Origin of the sequence: Ensifer adhaerens, assembly GCF_020035535.1 — a bacterium.
Taxonomy (GTDB): domain Bacteria; phylum Pseudomonadota; class Alphaproteobacteria; order Rhizobiales; family Rhizobiaceae; genus Ensifer.
The window spans coordinates 139,864-157,625 of the sequence record NZ_CP083349.1 but is presented as its reverse complement, the minus strand read 5'-3'; the positions used below and the strand labels follow the sequence as shown (position 1 = coordinate 157,625).

Here is a 17,762-nt window from a genome sequence, read left to right as displayed (position 1 = left end):
CCTTGCAGCGCGATGACAAGGCCCGTTTCCCTGCGGCGAAAAAATCAGTCGGAAGGGCTTGCAAAAATGCAACGCTGATCGAGCAAGTTGGGGAAAACTACGAATTCGATTCGGCTCGATTCCCCGGACTCTTGCCACGGAGTCCGACGGTCAGTACGTTAACATTCAATTACTAGACGCATGCGGCGGACCTAGTCACCAAAAGAGTTATCGCGTTTGCAGCCTCGGGGTTCAGCCGGGGTGCGGTGAGGGATTCTGCCATCCCCAACGCTGAGAACGGAGAGTGCAGAAATGAACTGGACTGACGAGCGGGTGGAGAAACTGAAGAAGCTTTGGTCCGAGGGCCTGAGCGCTAGCCAGATCGCGGCACAGCTCGGCGGTGTCAGCCGCAACGCTGTCATCGGCAAGGTTCATCGCCTGAGCCTCCCGGGACGCGCCAAGGCTGGCGGCAGCACCACCGCTGCGGCCCGTCCGAAGCGGCCGACCTCGGCCCCGCGCGCACCGAACTACGCCGCGCGCGTTGCGACCCGCACCGTTGCCCGCCCGTCCGGCGCCACGGTTCTCAAGGAAGAGATCGAAGTCGATCTCGTGGCAGAGCAGGATTTCAGCATCAGCACCGACGTGGTCGTGCCGATGTCGCGCCGCCTCGAGCTGACCCAGCTCACCGAGCGCACCTGCAAGTGGCCGATCGGCGACCCGCTGAAGGAAGAGTTCCACTTCTGCGGCAATGACTCGCCGGAATCCTCGCCCTATTGCAGCTTCCATGCACGGCTTGCCTACCAGCCCTCGGCCGAGCGCCGTCGGATGCGCTGAGGCGCCGCACGGGAACAAAAGGAAAAGGGGCCGACTGGCCCCTTTTTTATTGGCTTCAAGTCGTCTTTCTCAGCTCTCGAGCGAGTATCCGGCGCCGCGGACCGTGCGAATGACGTCGGGCATGGTCGAGAAGTTCAACGCCTTGCGCAGGCGGCCGACATGGACGTCGACGGTGCGCTCATCGACATAGATGTCATGACCCCAGACCCCGTCCAGCAGCTGCGAACGCGAAAAAACGCGGCCCGGAGAGGACATCAGGAACTCCAGCAGGCGGAACTCCGTCGGCCCCAGGCGAACTTCGCGGCTACGGCGATGAACGCGGTGGGTTTCCCGGTCGAGCTCGATGTCGCCGCAGCGCAGCAACGTCGAGAGCACTTCAGGCTTCGCCCGGCGCAGCATCGCCTTGACGCGAGCCATCAGCTCCGGCGTCGAGAACGGCTTGACCACATAGTCGTCTGCCCCGGTCGCCAGACCACGAACGCGCTCGCTCTCCTCGCCGCGCGCCGTCAGCATGATGATCGGCAACCGCTCCGTTTCCGGGCGCTGGCGCAGCCGACGGCACAGCTCGATGCCGGAGACGCCGGGCAGCATCCAGTCGAGAATGAGGAGATCGGGCAGACGTTCCTGAAGCCGGATCTCCGCCTCGTCACCTCTGAGGATCGTATCGACGTCGAAGCCTTCCGCTTCCAGATTGTAACGCAGCAGGACGCTCAGCGCCTCTTCGTCCTCGACCACGGCGATTTTTGGCAACATCAGGTAACCACTCCTTACCGTGAGTGCCGTGTGGGTCCAGTGGACCGTCCGGCGCTCAGACACTCTAAATCTGGAGCACAACCGCCGTTTTCAAAGACGGTGCGAAAGCCGCGTGCTTCAGATACAGGAATTCGGGGCCGCGACCGGAGCCGCGACCGGATGATATTCATGGGGCATGCATTGCGAACGCGCGTTCGGCGCTAGAAAGGGATGGAGAAGAGTGTAGGCAGCTTCCCCTCGCATCCCGCTCCAACCTAGTCGTTGACCGAGCCCAACGTCGACGTGTTGTCATCCTTCGGACGCTCGCCTTCCGGCTGGGCACCCGTCGCCATGTAGTAGATCGTCTCGGCGATGTTGGTAGCGTGGTCGCCGATACGCTCGATGTTCTTGGCGCAGAACAGAAGATGCGTGCAGGGCGTGATGTTGCGCGGGTCTTCCATCATGTAGGTCAGCAATTCGCGGAACAGCGAGGTGTAGATCGCATCGATCTCCTCGTCGCGCTCACGGATGCTGTTGGCCTTTTCCGGCGAGCGCGAGGCGTAGACGTCGAGCACTTCCTTGAGCTGCACCAGAGCGAGCTCAGCAAGGTGCTCGAGACCGCGTGCGAGCTTGCGCGGAATGCCGGAACCGGCAACCGCGATCACGCGCTTGGCGGTGTTCTTGCCGAGGTCGCCGACACGCTCCAGATCGGAGGCGATGCGGATCGACCCCATGATCTCGCGAAGGTCGGCGGCGACCGGCTGGCGCTTGGCGATCGTGACGATCGCCTTCTCGCCGATCTGGCGCTCGGCATCGTCGAGAATGGTGTCGTCCGAGATCACCTTCTGCGCCAAAGCCAGGTCGGAATTGACCAGGGCGCGAACGGATTCGGCAACCATCTGCTCGGCAAGACCGCCCATCTCCGAGATGCGGCGCGTCAGGTACTTCAATTCTTCGTCATAGGCGGACATGATATGCATGGACATGATCGTCGATCCTTACAGGCGCTTTCCAGTTACTGTTGCAGCCGTAATTGGCCTCAGCCGAAGCGGCCCATGATGTAATCCTGGGTGCGCTGGTCATCCGGATTGGTGAACATCTTGTCGGTGTCGTTCTCCTCGACGAGATTGCCGAGGTGGAACATGGCGGTGCGCTGCGAAACGCGGGCGGCCTGCTGCATCGAGTGGGTCACGATGACGATCGTGAAGTTCGTGCGCAGTTCGTGGATGAGTTCCTCGACCTTGGCGGTCGCAATCGGGTCGAGTGCCGAACAGGGCTCGTCCATCAGGATCACTTCCGGGCTAACGGCAACGGCGCGCGCAATGCACAGTCGCTGTTGCTGGCCACCGGAAAGCCCCGTGCCCGGCTCGTGCAGGCGGTCCTTGACCTCGTTCCACAGACCGGCCTTCTGCAGACTGGTCTCGACGACCTCGTCGAAATCCGCCTTGGTGCGGGCAAGTCCATGGATACGCGGACCGTAGGCCACGTTGTCGTAAATCGACTTCGGAAACGGGTTCGGCTTCTGGAAGACCATGCCGACGCGAGCGCGCAGTTCGACGACGTCGATGGTCGGATCGTAGATGTCGTCCTCATCGAGCGTGATCTTGCCGGTGACGCGGCAGTTCTCGATGGTGTCGTTCATGCGATTCAGCGTGCGCAGGAAGGTCGACTTGCCGCAACCGGACGGGCCGATCAGCGCCGTTACCGTGTTTTCCCGGATGTTGAGGTTGACGTCGAAAAGCGCCCGCTTCTCGCCGTAGTAGACCGACACATCCTTGCCGATCATCTTGTAGGGCACGGTGTTCATTTTCTGATCCAAGGCCTTCTCGACTGCTGCTTCTGACATGATGTTCATAGTAATTACCTCACTACCAACGGCGCTCAAAGCGACGTCGCAACAGAATGGCGCCAAGGTTCATGACGACGAGGAAGATGAGAAGGATGATGATCGCGCCGGAGGTGCGCTCGACGAAGGCGCGTTCCGCCTCGTTGGCCCACATGTAGATCTGCACCGGCAGCGCCGTCGACGGTTCCATCGGCGAACCGGGAAAATCGACGACGAAGGCGACCATGCCGATCAGAAGAAGCGGCGCGGTTTCGCCAAGCGCGTGGGCAAGACCGATGATCGTACCGGTCAGGATGCCCGGCATTGCCAGCGGCAGCACGTGGTGGAAGATGGTCTGCATCTTCGAGGCACCAAGGCCGAGTGCCGCCGAGCGGATCGACGGGGGAACCGCCTTCAAGGCCGCGCGGGTGGCGATGATGATCGTCGGAAGCGTCATCAGCGTCAGCACGAAGCCGCCGACGACAGCCGCCGAGCGCGGCATGCCGGCAAAGTTGATGAAGACGGCGAGGCCCAGCAGACCGTAGACGATCGACGGAACGGCCGCGAGGTTGTTGATGTTGACCTCGATCAGGTCGGTGAGCCGGTTCTTCGGAGCGAACTCTTCGAGATAGATCGAGGCGGCGACGCCGATCGGCAGCGACAGCACGAGCACGATCAGCATCATGTAGAACGAACCGAGGGCAGCAACGCCGACGCCTGCCGCTTCAGGACGGCTGGAGGCGCCGAAGGTGAAGATGCCGGTGTTGAAGCTCTTCTTCAGGATGCCAGCGCTTGCAAGCTCGTTCATCCAGGTGACCTGCTGGTCCTTGACCTTGCGTTTGCTCTCGTCGACCTTGAGGTCGATCTGACCCTTGTTGGCGGAGTCGATATTGGCTTCTGCCAGCAGCGTGACCGGAACGGTCTTGCCGATGATGGACGGATCAGCCACGACCATGTCGCGCAGCAGCGTGCGGGAGCTCGCAGAGACCATGTCGGTCGCCTGCTTGACGAGCGGGCGCTTGGTCGCGTCGATGCCGAGTTGCTTGACGAGCGCGTCGCGCACCAGCAGCGGATAGTTGGCAGTCATCAGGACCTTGCTGTCGGTCGTGCGTTCGCCGTTGGGGTCGATGACCTTTTCGGTGAACTCGATCGGCAGCGTGATCGTCGTCTGCTGGAATGCGGTGTAGCCGTTGGAAATGACGGTCCACAGCAGCAGCGCCAGGAAAAAGAGACCGGTGCTGATTGCGGCGATACCGTAGGCGCGGAACCGGCGTTCGGCGGCATAGCGTCGCTTGATGCCGATATCGCGCTTGGCGGATGCGGGACGGGCGGAGATCCGGACGGTCGGGGAAGCGATGTCGGTCATTCGTACTGTTCCCGGTATTTGCGCACGATGTAGAGCGCATAAATGTTGAGGCCGAGCGTGATGACGAAGAGCGTGATGCCCAGCGCGAAGGCCACCAGCGTCTGCGGCGAGGTGAACTCGAGGTCGCCTGTGAGCTGGTTGACGATCTTCACGGTCACCGTCGTCATCGGTTCAAACGGATTGATCTGCATGCGGGCCGCCACACCGGCTGCCAGCACCACGATCATGGTTTCGCCGACGGCGCGCGAGGCGGTCAGAAGCAGCGCGCCGACGATGCCCGGGAGGGCTGCTGGAAGGATAACCTTCTTGACCGTTTCCGAGCGGGTGGCGCCGAGACCGAGCGAGCCGTCACGCAGTGCACGCGGCACCTGGGTGATGATGTCGTCGGAGAGCGACGACACAAACGGGATGAGCATGATGCCCATGACGATGCCGGCGGTGACAACGCTCTGCGCCTGGATGAAGTTCTGGTAGTTGCCGGTGGCAAGACCGTTCAGCTGCGCCGAGATGTCACGCAGGAACGGGCCAACGGTTACCAGTGCGAAGAAACCGTAGACGATGGTCGGGATGCCGGCGAGCACTTCAAGTAGCGGCTTTGCGGTCGAACGCAGGCGCGGGCTTGCATATTCCGCCATGTAAATGGCTGCGAAAAGGCCGATCGGCACCGCAAAGAGCATGGCGACGAAGGCGATGTAGAGCGTGCCGGCGAGAAGCGGGATCAAGCCGAACTGACCGGAGGCACCACCACTGCCGGCAGCAGCGAAGCGCGGATCCCAGACCGTGCCGAAGAAGAACTCGAACGGCGAGACCATGGTGAAGAAACGGCCGGCTTCCGACAGCATCGAGGCGACGATACCGACCGTCGTCAGGATGGCAATGGACGAGGCAACGATCAGCGAGCCGAGAATGACCCGCTCAACCTGGTTGCGCGCCCGGAAGCGGGTGGCGACGTTGCGAATGGCATAGATGCCGCCGGCAATCGCGATCAACAGAACGACCGCCGTCATGAGCCAACGGTTGGCCGCAGTCATCGCGTTGAAGTGCTGGGCGACGGTGACCATGTAGGGCTCGCCTTCGCCGGCAAGGGCGACACCCTTGGATGCAAGCGTCGAGCGGAGATTGGCGGTGCCGCCTTGGAGCGCCGCAAGTTCCTCGCCGCTCAAGCGCAGCAAGCCGCCGGCGACGGATTTGACCTGACCAAGCGCGAGCTGGACGGCCGCTGCGCCCTGGCTCTGAACAGTATCCGGCAGGGCTGCCCGCGTGCTTCCGTCGATATAGACGGGAGCAGCAATCAGCCACGCGCCGAGGACGAGCGCCGCCGGCAGCATCGCCCAGATGGCGACGTAGCTGCCGTGATAGCCCGGCAAGGAATGAAGGTTGGAGAGCTTGCCGCCGGAGAGCGCAAGCGAACGCGCGCGACCGGCAAAATAAGCAATGAAACCAATAACAACAATTAACAAAAGAAGGAGCGAAGTACTCATCGGCACGTCTCCCCGGCATCGCCCGTCATGGCCGCCGGCAAATCGAATGGAGGCATGCCCCGGCGCGAAAAACCGCGCCGGGGCTTGTCATTATCAGAGCATGTTGCCGGCTTCGAAGGCCTTGCGGATTTCTTCGCGCTCGGCGTCCGGGGCAGCAACCAGGCCGTATTCGGCGAGCGGGCTGTCCGGGCCGATCATCTGGTCGTTGATGAAGAATTCAACATATTCCTTGAGGCCCGGGATAACGCCGAGATGTGCCTTCTTGACGTAGAAGAAAAGCGGGCGGGAAACCGGGTACTCGCCGGAAGCGATCGTTTCGGTCGACGGCACGATGCCGTTGACGGTCGCGACCTTCAGCTTGTCGGCGTTGTTTTCGTAGAAGGACAGGCCGAAGACGCCGATGCCGTTCTTGTTGGCAGCGATACGGGCGAGCGTTTCGGTGTAGTCGCCGTCGATGTCGACAGCCAGACCGTCCTTGCGAACTGCGACGCACTTGCTGTGCTGCTGCTTTTCATCGGCAACGGCAGCCTTGATGACGTCAACGGCGCCAGCTTCCTTGCAGCCTGCCGCCAGGATCTTCTCTTCGAAGACTTCGCGGGTGCCGTGCTTTTCGCCCGGAATGAAGGCGGCGATTTCTACGTCCGGAAGCGCGGAGTTGACTTCCGACCACTTCTTGTAGGGGTTGGCAACGATCTTGCCGTCGACGACGACTTCGGAAGCCAGGGCCTTGTAGAGATCGACAGGCTTCAGGGCGAGGTCGGCATTGGCAGCGTCGGTCGCAAAGACGATGCCGTCATAGCCGATCTTGACTTCCTGGATCTCGGTCACGCCAGCGGCCTTGCAGGCCTCGACTTCGCTGTCCTTGATCTTGCGCGAGGAGTTGGCGATGTCGATGGTATCCGGGCCGACGCCCTTGCAGAATTCCTTCAGGCCGGCAGAGGAACCTCCAGATTCAACGACCGGGGTCTTGAAATCGGGGAAGGTCTCGCCGAACGTCTCGGCGACGATCTTTGCGTAGGGAAGAACGGTCGAGGAGCCAGCGACCTGGACCTGATCGCGCGCGGCGGCTGCGCCGGCAAAAGCGACAGACGCGACCAGCGCCGCGACAGTGAATTTAAGAGCTTTCATAAAAGTTCTCCCAGAATGGGCTTGTGTTGGTGTGCGCCAAGCGTTGCAGCGCTCTTCGCCGTCTTATCGGCTGCCCCTAGTTAGCTGCCGATAGCCACACCTTTTATGTCAGTTTGACGAAACATTTATGACAGCTCATGTCATTGAAAATGCTAAGGGAAAATGAACGATCCCGGCTTTTCCCGCGCCAATATGTCAGAACCGGACCGTAAAGGTCGTACCTTTGCCGATCTCTGAATGGATCAGCAGCCGGGCACGGTGCCGGGTGAGGATGTGCTTGACGATGGCAAGGCCCAATCCGGTGCCCTTCTTCGAACGGCTGGCCTCGACGTTGACCCGATAAAACCGCTCGGTAATGCGCGGCACGTGCTCGGCTGGGATACCTGGTCCGTAGTCCTTCACGATCACTTCGGCCTGGGAGCCCTCTTCACCGCCGCGCAAGATGATGTCGACCTTCTTGCCCTCCTGGCCGTACTTGCATGCGTTCTCGATCAGGTTCTCGAATACCTCGGTGAGCTCGTCGCGATCGCCCTGCACGATGACGGGCTTGTCCGGCACCACCAGAGATACGGTGACGTCGAGGTCCTTCGCCAGCGGCAGAAGGCTGTCGCGCACATGACCAAGCAAGGGTGCGAGATCCACCGGATCTTCAGGCGCGATGTGCGAGCGCAATTCCAGCCGCGAGAGCGACAGGAGGTCATCAACAAGGCGGCTCATGCGGGTCGCCTGCTCGTGCATGATGCCGAAGAATTTCTCCTGCGCCTTCAGGTCGTTGCGCGCAGGCCCCTGGAGGGTCTCGATAAAGCCGCGCAGCGATGCCAGCGGCGTGCGCAATTCGTGGCTGGCATTGGCGACGAAGTCGGAACGCATGCGGTCGATGCGGCGCGCCTGCGAGATGTCGCGAAAGGTGATGAGGAAAATGCGGCGCGTCCGACCCTCCCCGCCGATCTCGGCCGGTGCGACGCGCACGACGTAGACGGCATCGGACGGCAGGCGCTCGGTGTGCTCGATCTGGTTGGCCTTGCCGGTCGCCATCGTCTCGCGAACCATGTCGAGAACACCCGGCGAGCGCACCCGGGCGGCCAGGTATGTGTTCGGCGGAATGGTGCCGAAGGCCTTCTCCGCGGCGATGTTCTGGAAAACCACCGTCTCGTCGGCAGCGACCACCAGCACCGGCATATCGAGCGCATTCAGCGCCGGCATGAGCGGATCGCTGGTCGGGCCGTCGACGGCCACGGACTTCGCCGGGCTCAAGATCACGGAGGCCGGCGCGCTGCGGTTGAGCAGCGCAGCGACCAGAACGATCCAGAAGGGAAGCACGATGAGGAAGTGGATACCGGCAAAGGTCGCCAGGATCGCCAAAAGCACGGTGAGGCCCAGAAGCCAGCGCTCTGCTTTCAGCCGCGGCACCAGGTCCCGCCAGAACGCTTTCGAACCGTCCACCTCGACATCCTCATGAATCACTTTGTCTTCCTCCCGAACCAAAATGATCGAGGAATAGCGATCCTTCATGACATGATTTTCACGACCGGCTTGAATCCGCAACGCAATTGTGGCCTCCTCCAAGGAAATCGAGCCCTGAGCACCGCGTCTTTTCAACGCTGCCTGGGCCTACAGAAGTTTGAAAACGCGCATGATCCTGCCGATGATCGAAGCCGGTTTTCGGGCCCGTGCGCCAAGCCGAAAGGGCGAGTACATGGCGTTAGCGGAGAGGACGGAAAAGCCTGAAAGCCGCGCAGTGGAACTGCAGATCGGCGGCAAGAGCCGCATTTTCGACATCGACAATCCCGAGTTGCCGAAGTGGATCGACGACGAAGCGTTTTCGTCCGATGACTTTCCCTACAAGAAGAAGCTCGACGACGACGAATATCTCGAGACACTGGAGAAGCTTCAGATCGAGCTCGTCAAGGTTCAGCTCTGGCAGCAGAAGACCGGAAAACGCATCATCGCGCTATTCGAGGGCCGCGACGCAGCCGGCAAAGGCGGTGCGATCCAAGCGACCATGGGCAACCTGAACCCCCGCTGGGCGCGCATCGTGGCACTGACGAAGCCGACAGAGACCGAGCGCGGGCAATGGTATTTTCAGCGTTATGTCGCGACCATGCCGACGGCTGGGGAATTCGTGCTTTACGACCGCTCCTGGTACAATCGCGCCGGCGTCGAGCCAATCATGGGCTTCTGCACGCCCGAGGAGCACAAGCAGTTCCTGAAGCAGGCGCCACGCTTCGAGAAGATGATCGTGCACGAGGGCATTCAGTTCTTCAAATTCTGGATCAATATCGGCCGAGAGATGCAGCTCAAGCGCTTCCACGATCGTTGCCACGATCCGCTGAAGATCTGGAAGCTCTCGCCGATGGACATCGCCGCCCTCAACAAATGGGACGACTACACGGCCAAGCGCGACGAGATGCTGAAGGCAACGCACACGGACCATGCGCCCTGGACCGTCGTGCGTGGCAACGACAAGCGGCGCGCGCGCCTCAACCTCATCCGCCACATCCTCTCCACGCTCGATTATGACGGCAAGGACAAGGGCGCGATCGGTGAGATTGACGACAAGATCATCGGGTCCGGCCCTGGTTTCCTGAAGTAACGCCAAGGCGATAGCGGCCGAGAGCGGCGGCCCGGACGAGGCGCCGCTATGGTCGCCCGGCTGGCGCTCGGGTGTTTAGGAACGCCGAGGCGGTCGAGCGGGGCCTTATTGGCCCGGAAGGACGCGGATGGCGTAGAGGTTGAGGCTCTTGCCCTCGCCGCTGATATCGCTGTTGATCACGATCCGGCCGGCGGAGTTCGGCGCGAGGCTGCGATCGAAGGTGATCTTGAACAGCATGTCGAGCCGCTCGTCGTGGACGGTGAAGCGATGACGGCCGCATTCGCCGAGCGAAGAGAAATTGCACTCGACAGCAAACTCGGTCGTCTTGCCGGGCTGCGCCTGCACCGTCAGCGCCATGGTCGAGGTTTTTCCGGAAAGCTGCGCCAGGACCGTCGCCGGGATCTCGATGGTGATGTCGCCTTCCGTTTCGGCGACCGAAGACGTCAGCTGGATGCGTTTGCCACCGTCGTCGTCCACCGGCTCAGCCTTGGCGCGCGCGCCGGCTGCGATGGCAGACGTGTTTGCGGGCGCGAAGACTTCCACCCAGTCACCGGTGAAGCCCTGCTGGGCGCCGAGCGTTTGCAGGCCGGCGGCACCGTCGAAATCTTCAGAAGCCACCGATGCCGGCGGGTTGGCGACATTGGTGTCGCGTTCGGCCGCGGATTTCAGGAGATCATTGGTCTGCACCCACCAGGCAGCGGCTCCGGCCGCGGCGGCCAGGGTGACGACGACCATGGTGAAAGACAGGAAACGGCTGCGCTTGCGGCGGCGCTTGCGATCCGTATCCCCGCGAACCTCGGGCGCGGCGGCAGTTGCCTCTGCGCCCCGTGCCGCCGTATCCGCGGCCGCACGGGTCGAGACAACCGGGCCGTCACGATCGGCGCGAAGGCCACCGAGCCCGCCATCATTGCCTGCGGAACGGGACGCATCGGCGGCGAAACCCGGCTCGCGGCGGTCTGCCGCCGGCGACTGCGGTTGGACCTGAGGCCTGGACTGCGGTTGAGATTGCGGCTCGACACGCCCCTGCTCCGGGTCACGAGCGCGGACGGCGGCGTCGACACTAGCGACAGGAGGGGTGACGGGAGGCGCGGGCTGTCGCGCCCTCAGGGCCGCTCGCTCCTCGGTTTCGATTGCATGGATTACCCCCTCCAGCCGATGGCGCTGCTGGGCGATGACGTTGACGTCCTCAATTCCCTGCTTCTGCAGCCCGGCTTCCAGTGCCTGGCGGGCCGACTGGTAGATGCGCGCCCGTGTTTCCGCGCTGGCGCGGTCGGAGCGCTCAAGTGCATTTCTGATCGCAGTCTCAAGTCCGCTCACATCAAGTCCTCTGTGTAGGCAGGGCTTTGGGCCTGCCGGCGCGCTCTAGCCGCTACTTCCTCGATCTGTCTCCAGGGGCCTAACGGTTAAATCTGGAGGCACGCCGTTGGTTTTGTTAACAATTGCGTAACTGCTGCTTTCGGAATCTGCAAGTCCGGCGGTCCAGTCGACCGGCCAAGCCCGGGGAAAACGCGACAACTTCGCGGGCATCGTGCAGGATAAGCCCGCGTCGCCGGCGCGAAAACCACCTCTTTGCAAGCAATGAACTTGCTGCTATCTATTTTGACGTTTACGCAAACGTCAAAATTTGATGCGCCACGAGGGATGGAGAAACCGATGCCGCTTCCGCCAATTCTTTCCGGAACGACGAGACTGCCTGTCGTCGGCGCGCCTTTGTTCATCATCTCCAATCCGCAATTGACGATCGCCCAATGCAAGGCCGGCGTGATCGGGGCCTTTCCGGCACTGAACGCACGCCCGCAATCGCAACTCGACGAATGGCTCGCCGAGATCACCGAGACGCTCGCCGATCACGATGCCCGGAACCCGGGCCGGCGCGCAGCACCCTTCGCCGTGAACCAGATCGTGCACAAGTCGAACGCGCGCCTCGAGCAGGACCTGATGCTCTGCATCAAATACAAGGTCCCGGTCGTCATTTCCTCGCTCGGCGCCGTGCCCGAGGTCAATGCCGCGATCCATTCCTATGGCGGTATCGTGCTGCATGACGTCATCAACAACCGCCACGCCAATTCGGCGATCCGCAAGGGCGCCGATGGCCTGATCGCGGTTGCCGCCGGCGCCGGCGGCCATGCCGGCACGCTCTCCCCCTTCGCCCTCACCCAGGAAATCCGTTCCTGGTTTGACGGGCCGCTGCTGCTTTCCGGCGCGATCGCCACCGGCGGCGCCATTTTGGCAGCCCAGGCTATGGGCGCCGACATGGCCTATATCGGCTCTCCGTTCATTGCGACCGAGGAGGCGCGCGCCAGTGACGCCTACAAGCAGATGATCGTCGACAGCAACGCCGGCGACATCGTCTACTCCAACTATTTCACCGGCATTCACGGCAACTACCTGAAGCCCTCGATCGCTGCGGCCGGCATGGATCCGGACAATCTGCCGGAAGCAGACCCGTCAAAGATGGACTTCGGCGCGGCAACCGAAGGCGCCAAGGCCTGGAAGGATATCTGGGGCTGCGGCCAGGGCATCGGCGCGGTCAAGGAAGTGACCTCCGTCGCCCGCCTGGTCGACCGGCTCGAGCGCGAATACGACGCGGCCCGCACCCGCCTCGGCCTGAACGCCAAGCCCGTCGCGGCAACTAACAAGGAATTTTCAAGTTCTCGAAACTGATGGCTTGAAATCTTGGCGCTTTGCGTTTATCAGCGCCTCACATTCGTTCCGCGGACGTCCGCGGAACTGCCTCCGGGCCGCTTTAGCTCAGTCGGTAGAGCACATCATTCGTAATGATGGGGTCACGTGTTCGAGTCACGTAAGCGGCACCATTCTTCTCTCGGAAATCAGTATTGAAATTGCCGGCTTGGCAATGGCTCAGCTATCCCCGTCCGAGGGGCGACGCTGCTGCACGACTTGGCCCCGGAACGGCGCTAATCGGCGCGGATCTTCCAACCATATTTCGGGTCCGACATGGCTCCAGGTGCGTCCACGCCAGCCAACGTAATTTCCAGGCCTTGCGCACTCGGCAGTTGACGCTTTTGCGGAAACCATGACCGGCTTGGTTCGACGGCGATCAGCAGCCCCTCATCATTACCGATCGCGGCAAAACCGGACGAGGCCGGTCCGAGCGTTGCCATCCCGAACGCCCTGAGGCACTCGGCAACGAGGCTCGCGACATCTTCGGTCGGCAACCCGACCTCGCTCAAGCAGGATAAATCAGCCCCGCTGAACGGTCGATCTCCGGCGAGGCCGGCCAGCCTGCGACGGCCGATCAACTCCAGCACCGAGCCGTCGCGACCGTCGAAGTAGATAGACTTTGCCTGCCAATGTCCGCCAAGAACGAAGCATTCCCTGCCATCCGGTACCCGTTGGACAGGCGTTCGCTCCTTCAGCCAGTCCACTGCGGCACCAAACCGATCATAGGGCACATTGAAAGCCATGTGCACGCCACGCGGCGCCTCTTCCGTCGCAGAGATCAGACGGATTTCGCTCCACCCCACCTGGATGGAATTCCCGGTTACCGGCAGGTCCAGCACGTCACGAAAGAACGCGGCGCTCTTCGAGATATCCGATGCAGGGAGTGTCAGTTTATCTATACGCATGAAATCCGATCCCATCGAATCGATTTGGCTCTATCGGACACCGTGTTACGACCTCAAGTTAAGTTGAGGTCAAGCCGCCCGTGGCACCAATTCGCCACGGCCGACAGGAGACCTCGGCGTGCACGAGGGTTCCTCGTCGATCCCGGCGCGCGTGGTTGAAACTGAGGAGGAGTTGAATTGGCAGGCATGCCGTGACGAAGGTCATCAAGCCGGCGCACCCTACCGGGGCGCAATCTGGGTGTTCGTGATCGAGCCGATGCCGTTGAGTCGACCTCCGCAGTCTCACTTCGGCAACTTAGCGCGCATGCCATCGGTGGGTGACCGGTAGTCGACCGGTCACCCACCGAGTCAAGCTTCTGTCGCCAGACACGGAGTCCGCGGACGTCGCCGCAGACCCGCCTCCGCCCGGGAGAATCACTTCAGATTGCCGTCGCCGCTGCGATCCGCCGTTTTGAAGTCCGCCATCACCCGGTCCAGAAATTCGGCCCGGGTGATCTTGCCGTCGCTATTGGCATCGGTGGCGGCAAACTGCTGAGCATTGAGCGCCTGTTTCGTCTCGTCGGGGGTAAGGTTACCGTCCTTGTTCTTGTCCAGGTTCGCAAAGGCCGTGGTCATGAAGGCCTCGTACTCGGACCGATCGACCGCGCCGTCCTTGTTGCGGTCGAGCGCATCCATCTGCCCCTGGTTCATCGTTGCAGCCTGCTGCGCGACAGCGAGACCAGCCGGACAGAATACAAGGACGCTCAAAAGAACGAGCTTTCTCATCCCTCAACCTTCCGTGATCAATAGTAGTGGCACGTCAGCGCATTGCCGGCTGCAGCGCCGAGCGTGGCGCCACCGCCAACCGCCCAGAGCTGACCGGTGCCTGAGCCGATCGTCGAGCCGATCAGGCCGCCGACGATCGCGCCACCCACCGTTCCGGCGATGCAGCCGAATTCGTTGCCCGTCGGGCCGCTCTTCGACACGTAGGCCGATTGGCACCCGGACAAGGCTAGGGCGCCGGCAAGAATGATTGTTACGGTCTGCTTGCTCATTTTATCCTCCAATATGGCCGTCTGTTTAGAATAGAGATCGGGCGGAGGCGCCATTGAGTGGCGTCAGATGTAAATAAGCTTCCGAGTATGCTCCCAGGATAAGGGAGGCTCTTCTGTTCAATCAGAAGCAGCTCACGAATAAAACACAGAGTCCGGAGACAAAGACCCCAAACTTGCGGGGCGAATACTACCCTTAGCGACCGGCGATGACAATGTTCCACGTAGTATTAGCTTTTCCACCTGAAGTAACCCTCACCCTCTTCGGCCACGCCCGCCAAACGGCAGGAAGCTCTGTCCCTAGATTTTTTTGGGTCTCCTGCGAAATATCATCGTTTGTGACATGGCGAGGAGCGGCCTAGGTCTGGCTTGCCCCCGGGCACAGCCCCTTGCTTTTGCCCGAAGCTCGCCGGGCGACCATCGGGCGTAAGGCACGCTCAACGGGCCGATCCGGCTATCCGTCGCTTTTTGGGCCCGACGCCCCCTCCCGGGTCCAGCCAGTGACATCCCGGCCGCACAAGAAAGAACAGATCGAATGGATAGAATGACGATAACAAAATTAGGCCTTGCTACTACAATCCTCGTTTCGCTTGCCACGACCGCCTTCGCCGAGAACGACGAGCAGGCCCGGATTACTGCCGCCGTGGACAAGGCCATCAAGCCGATCATGCGCGAATACAAGGTGCCGGGCGTCGCGATCGCGGTCACCGTCAATGGCCGGAATTACTTCGCCAATTACGGCGTCGCGTCCAAGGAAACGAAAGCACCCGTCACCGAAAACACGGTGTTCGAACTGGGTTCGATCAGCAAGACCTTTGCCGGCACGCTCGCATCCTATGCGCAGGTGCTCGGCAAGCTTTCCCTTAACGACCATCCGGGCAAGTACATGCCAGATCTCAGCGGCAGCGCGATCGACAAGGCGACCCTCCTCAATCTCGCCACCTATACTGCAGGCGGCCTGCCGCTGCAGTTCCCCGACGCGGTCAAAAGCGACGCTGACATGGTGGCTTACTTCCGCGATTGGAAACCCGCCGCCGAACCGGGGAAGAGGCGCCGTTACTCCAACCCGAGCATCGGCCTCTTCGGCCATGTCGCGGGTCTGGCGATGGGCGGCAGCTTCGCAACTGCGCTCGAGACCGTGCTGTTCCCGAAGCTCAACCTCAAGCACAGCTATGTCATCGTGCCGGCGCGCGCGATGAACGATTACGCCTGGGGCTACGGCAAGGCTGACAAGCCGATCCGGGTGAACCCGGGCATGTTCGATGCGGAAGCCTATGGCGTCAAATCGTCGGCGGCAGACATGATCCGCTTCGTCGAGGCCAACATCAGGCCGGAACAGTTCGATGACACCGTTCGCCGCGCCATCGAGGGAACGCATGTCGGCTACTTCGACACCAAGAAAATGGTCCAGGGCCTCGGCTGGGAACAATACCCCTATCCGGTTTCGCTTGAGCGGCTGCTCGACGGCAACTCCCGTGCCATGGCACTCGAGGCCAACCCGGTTACGGCCTTGATCCCCCCGAAGCGTCCGGGGGGCGCGACGCTTTACAACAAGACCGGATCCACCAACGGCTTTGGCGGATACGTCGCCTTCGTGCCGCAAAAGAAGATCGGCGTCGTGTTGCTTGCCAACCGCAGCTTCCCGAATCCCGAGCGGATCAAGGCGGCGCATGCGATCCTGGAAACGCTGGCTGCCGCGTCCGAATAGGCAGCCGGAGCATTCGATAAAGACGACCCCCCGTGTTGCGGCAGTCTCGCCACGGGGGAATCTGCGTTCATCAACAACCCTGTAGCGAAACTTCAATAAGCGCGCGCTTGCATATTAACGCCGAGTGTTGTCATCTTCGTTTCGCGAAAGCGCGATCAGATGCAGTCGAGTTCAGGCGTATGTGGGGATGCCGATGTTCGGGCGGGTGGGGTTTCAAGGTTCGTTGCGGCACAAATGCGCAGGCAAAGGACGAATAGTGTTTGTCTTGGCGACCCTGGCGTTGCTTGCCGGTTGCGGCGGCCATGCCAAAGGCGTGATGGCACCCATTGCACTCACGGCTCCGGTCCCGGGCGCATCCACAGTCGACATGCTGGTCGCAACGACGCGTGAACCCTCGGGTGACCCGGCAACGCTGTTTTCCGGCGAACGTGACGCCAATACCTTCCTGACCGACGTCGCAGTCTCGATCCCGCCGGACACGGCACGCAAGTCAGGCACCGTGCAGTGGCCGCGCAAGCTGCCCCCGGATCCCACCAAGGAATTCGCCGTTACCCGCGTGCGTCAGCTCCAGACACTCGATGAGGCCAAGTCCTGGTTCCTGCAGCACGACGTCGAGGGCAATGCCTTCGTCTTCGTGCACGGCTTCAACAACCGCTACGAGGATTCGGTCTACCGGCTCGCGCAGATCGTCCACGACTCGGACGTCAAGGCGACGCCGGTTCTCTTCACCTGGCCTTCGCGCGCCAATGTGTTCGACTACAACTACGACAAGGAAAGCACGAACTATTCGCGCACGGCGCTTGAAGACATCCTGAAGAAGCTTTCCGACGCGCCGAAGGTCAAGAGCATTACCATCCTTGCCCACTCGATGGGGACCTGGCTGACCATGGAGACGCTTCGGCAGATGGGTATCCGTGACGGCAACGTGCCCGCCAAGATCGAGAACGTCATCCTCGCGTCGCCCGACATCGACCTCGACGTCTTCGCCAAGCAGTTCGTCGAGATGGGCCACAAGCGGCCCAAATTCACGATCTTCGTTTCGCAGGACGACCGCGCGCTGGCGCTTTCCAGCTTCATTTCCGGCGACGTTTCCCGCCTCGGAGCGATCGATCCTTCTGCCGAGCCCTACCGCAGCCAGCTGGAACGGGCCGGCATCACCGCAATCGACCTGACCAAGGTCAAATCGGCGGATGGCCTCCACCACGGAAAATTCGCGGAAAGCCCGCAAATCGTCCAGCTCATTGGCACACGGTTGGCTACGGGCCAGACACTCACGGACTCCGACATCTCGGTTGGAACCGGCATTGCGGCAGTCGTTGCCGGCACGGCAAGAAACGTCGGCAATGTTGCTGCAGCCACCGTATCGGCGCCGGTATCGATGCTCGAAAACCCGATGCCGACCCCCAAGAAGAAGAAAGTCGTCGGCGAAACGCTGGCGACCGACGTGCCGACGCCGGTGAAGATCAAGTAAGCGGCCGCCGTTTTTGGCGGCAGC

The 17,762-nt window shown here is 61.7% G+C and carries 16 protein-coding genes and 1 tRNA gene; 6 read left to right on the top strand and 11 right to left on the bottom strand.

The features are described from left to right. Nucleotides 1–291: 291 nt before the first annotated feature. Nucleotides 292–813, top strand: coding sequence for a GcrA family cell cycle regulator (locus LAC81_RS00725; protein ID WP_113536536.1), 522 nt, complete (start codon nucleotides 292–294; stop codon nucleotides 811–813). Between the two features lie 69 nt (nucleotides 814–882). Here the strand turns inward: LAC81_RS00725 and phoB are convergent, their stop codons facing one another. The 7 genes from phoB to phoR all read right to left on the bottom strand — a co-directional run bounded on the left by phoB (nucleotide 883) and on the right by phoR (nucleotide 8,809). Then, a complete protein-coding gene (phoB, locus tag LAC81_RS00720; RefSeq protein ID WP_057248102.1) occupies nucleotides 883–1,566 on the bottom strand; it encodes a phosphate regulon transcriptional regulator PhoB in 684 nt (227 codons plus the stop codon). Between the two features lie 254 nt (nucleotides 1,567–1,820). Then, nucleotides 1,821–2,534, bottom strand: a complete 714-nt coding sequence (gene phoU / locus LAC81_RS00715) for a phosphate signaling complex protein PhoU (RefSeq protein ID WP_223727869.1) — start codon at nucleotides 2,532–2,534, stop codon at nucleotides 1,821–1,823. Nucleotides 2,535–2,584: 50 nt separating this feature from the next. After that, entirely contained in the window at nucleotides 2,585–3,400 is an 816-nt protein-coding gene (pstB, locus tag LAC81_RS00710; RefSeq protein ID WP_223726340.1) for a phosphate ABC transporter ATP-binding protein PstB, read from the bottom strand. A 13-nt stretch (nucleotides 3,401–3,413) separates the two neighbouring features. Continuing rightward, nucleotides 3,414–4,736 (bottom strand): phosphate ABC transporter permease PstA, encoded by a 1,323-nt coding sequence (gene pstA, locus LAC81_RS00705; RefSeq protein ID WP_113536538.1) that lies wholly within the window; start codon nucleotides 4,734–4,736, stop codon nucleotides 3,414–3,416. Then, entirely contained in the window at nucleotides 4,733–6,217 is a 1,485-nt protein-coding gene (gene pstC / locus LAC81_RS00700) for a phosphate ABC transporter permease subunit PstC (protein WP_223726339.1), read from the bottom strand. The genes pstA and pstC overlap by 4 nt, the downstream gene beginning before the upstream one ends. Before the next feature lie 93 nt (nucleotides 6,218–6,310). Further along, nucleotides 6,311–7,345, bottom strand: coding sequence for a substrate-binding domain-containing protein (locus LAC81_RS00695; protein WP_113536540.1), 1,035 nt, complete (start codon nucleotides 7,343–7,345; stop codon nucleotides 6,311–6,313). 195 nt (nucleotides 7,346–7,540) lie between these two features. Next, entirely contained in the window at nucleotides 7,541–8,809 is a 1,269-nt protein-coding gene (phoR, locus tag LAC81_RS00690) for a phosphate regulon sensor histidine kinase PhoR (RefSeq protein WP_223726338.1), read from the bottom strand. Nucleotides 8,810–9,041: 232 nt separating this feature from the next. Here phoR and ppk2 point away from each other — a divergent pair, with 232 nt between their 5' ends. After that, nucleotides 9,042–9,938, top strand: coding sequence for a polyphosphate kinase 2 (ppk2, locus tag LAC81_RS00685; RefSeq protein WP_223727868.1), 897 nt, complete (start codon nucleotides 9,042–9,044; stop codon nucleotides 9,936–9,938). 105 nt (nucleotides 9,939–10,043) lie between these two features. Here ppk2 and LAC81_RS00680 read toward each other — a convergent pair whose 3' ends face one another. Next, complete coding sequence (locus LAC81_RS00680; RefSeq protein WP_223726337.1) at nucleotides 10,044–11,255, bottom strand: biotin transporter BioY; 1,212 nt, start codon at nucleotides 11,253–11,255, stop codon at nucleotides 10,044–10,046. 336 nt (nucleotides 11,256–11,591) lie between these two features. Here LAC81_RS00680 and LAC81_RS00675 point away from each other — a divergent pair, with 336 nt between their 5' ends. Both LAC81_RS00675 and LAC81_RS00670 read left to right on the top strand, forming a co-directional pair. After that, a complete protein-coding gene (locus LAC81_RS00675; protein ID WP_223726336.1) occupies nucleotides 11,592–12,602 on the top strand; it encodes an NAD(P)H-dependent flavin oxidoreductase in 1,011 nt (336 codons plus the stop codon). A gap of 76 nt (nucleotides 12,603–12,678) precedes the next feature. Beyond that, nucleotides 12,679–12,754, top strand: a tRNA-Thr gene (locus LAC81_RS00670). A 102-nt stretch (nucleotides 12,755–12,856) separates the two neighbouring features. Here LAC81_RS00670 and LAC81_RS00665 read toward each other — a convergent pair. From LAC81_RS00665 to LAC81_RS00655, 3 genes are all read right to left on the bottom strand, one after another. Further along, on the bottom strand, nucleotides 12,857–13,543 hold the full coding sequence (locus tag LAC81_RS00665; RefSeq protein ID WP_223726335.1) for a VOC family protein: 687 nt from the start codon (nucleotides 13,541–13,543) through the stop codon (nucleotides 12,857–12,859). A 399-nt stretch (nucleotides 13,544–13,942) separates the two neighbouring features. Further along, entirely contained in the window at nucleotides 13,943–14,293 is a 351-nt protein-coding gene (locus tag LAC81_RS00660) for an EF-hand domain-containing protein (protein ID WP_223726334.1), read from the bottom strand. A gap of 17 nt (nucleotides 14,294–14,310) precedes the next feature. Further along, nucleotides 14,311–14,562, bottom strand: a complete 252-nt coding sequence (locus LAC81_RS00655; RefSeq protein WP_223726333.1) for a glycine zipper 2TM domain-containing protein — start codon at nucleotides 14,560–14,562, stop codon at nucleotides 14,311–14,313. Nucleotides 14,563–15,094: 532 nt separating this feature from the next. Here LAC81_RS00655 and ampC point away from each other — a divergent pair. Both ampC and LAC81_RS00645 read left to right on the top strand, forming a co-directional pair. After that, nucleotides 15,095–16,267, top strand: coding sequence for a class C beta-lactamase (ampC, locus tag LAC81_RS00650; protein WP_419195789.1), 1,173 nt, complete (start codon nucleotides 15,095–15,097; stop codon nucleotides 16,265–16,267). Between the two features lie 193 nt (nucleotides 16,268–16,460). Then, nucleotides 16,461–17,738 (top strand): alpha/beta hydrolase, encoded by a 1,278-nt coding sequence (locus LAC81_RS00645; protein WP_419195788.1) that lies wholly within the window; start codon nucleotides 16,461–16,463, stop codon nucleotides 17,736–17,738. Nucleotides 17,739–17,762: the final 24 nt, after the last annotated feature.

Coding starts and splice junctions, on each gene's coding strand:
- LAC81_RS00725 (WP_113536536.1), top strand. CDS start 292: ATGAACTGGACTGACGAGCGGGTGGAGAAACTGAAGAAGCTTTGGTCC.
- phoB (WP_057248102.1), bottom strand. CDS start 1,566: ATGTTGCCAAAAATCGCCGTGGTCGAGGACGAAGAGGCGCTGAGCGTC.
- pstB (WP_223726340.1), bottom strand. CDS start 3,400: ATGAACATCATGTCAGAAGCAGCAGTCGAGAAGGCCTTGGATCAGAAA.
- pstA (WP_113536538.1), bottom strand. CDS start 4,736: ATGACCGACATCGCTTCCCCGACCGTCCGGATCTCCGCCCGTCCCGCA.
- pstC (WP_223726339.1), bottom strand. CDS start 6,217: ATGAGTACTTCGCTCCTTCTTTTGTTAATTGTTGTTATTGGTTTCATT.
- LAC81_RS00695 (WP_113536540.1), bottom strand. CDS start 7,345: ATGAAAGCTCTTAAATTCACTGTCGCGGCGCTGGTCGCGTCTGTCGCT.
- ppk2 (WP_223727868.1), top strand. CDS start 9,042: ATGGCGTTAGCGGAGAGGACGGAAAAGCCTGAAAGCCGCGCAGTGGAA.
- LAC81_RS00675 (WP_223726336.1), top strand. CDS start 11,592: ATGCCGCTTCCGCCAATTCTTTCCGGAACGACGAGACTGCCTGTCGTC.
- LAC81_RS00665 (WP_223726335.1), bottom strand. CDS start 13,543: ATGGGATCGGATTTCATGCGTATAGATAAACTGACACTCCCTGCATCG.
- LAC81_RS00660 (WP_223726334.1), bottom strand. CDS start 14,293: ATGAGAAAGCTCGTTCTTTTGAGCGTCCTTGTATTCTGTCCGGCTGGT.
- LAC81_RS00655 (WP_223726333.1), bottom strand. CDS start 14,562: ATGAGCAAGCAGACCGTAACAATCATTCTTGCCGGCGCCCTAGCCTTG.
- ampC (WP_419195789.1), top strand. CDS start 15,095: ATGGATAGAATGACGATAACAAAATTAGGCCTTGCTACTACAATCCTC.
- LAC81_RS00645 (WP_419195788.1), top strand. CDS start 16,461: ATGTTCGGGCGGGTGGGGTTTCAAGGTTCGTTGCGGCACAAATGCGCA.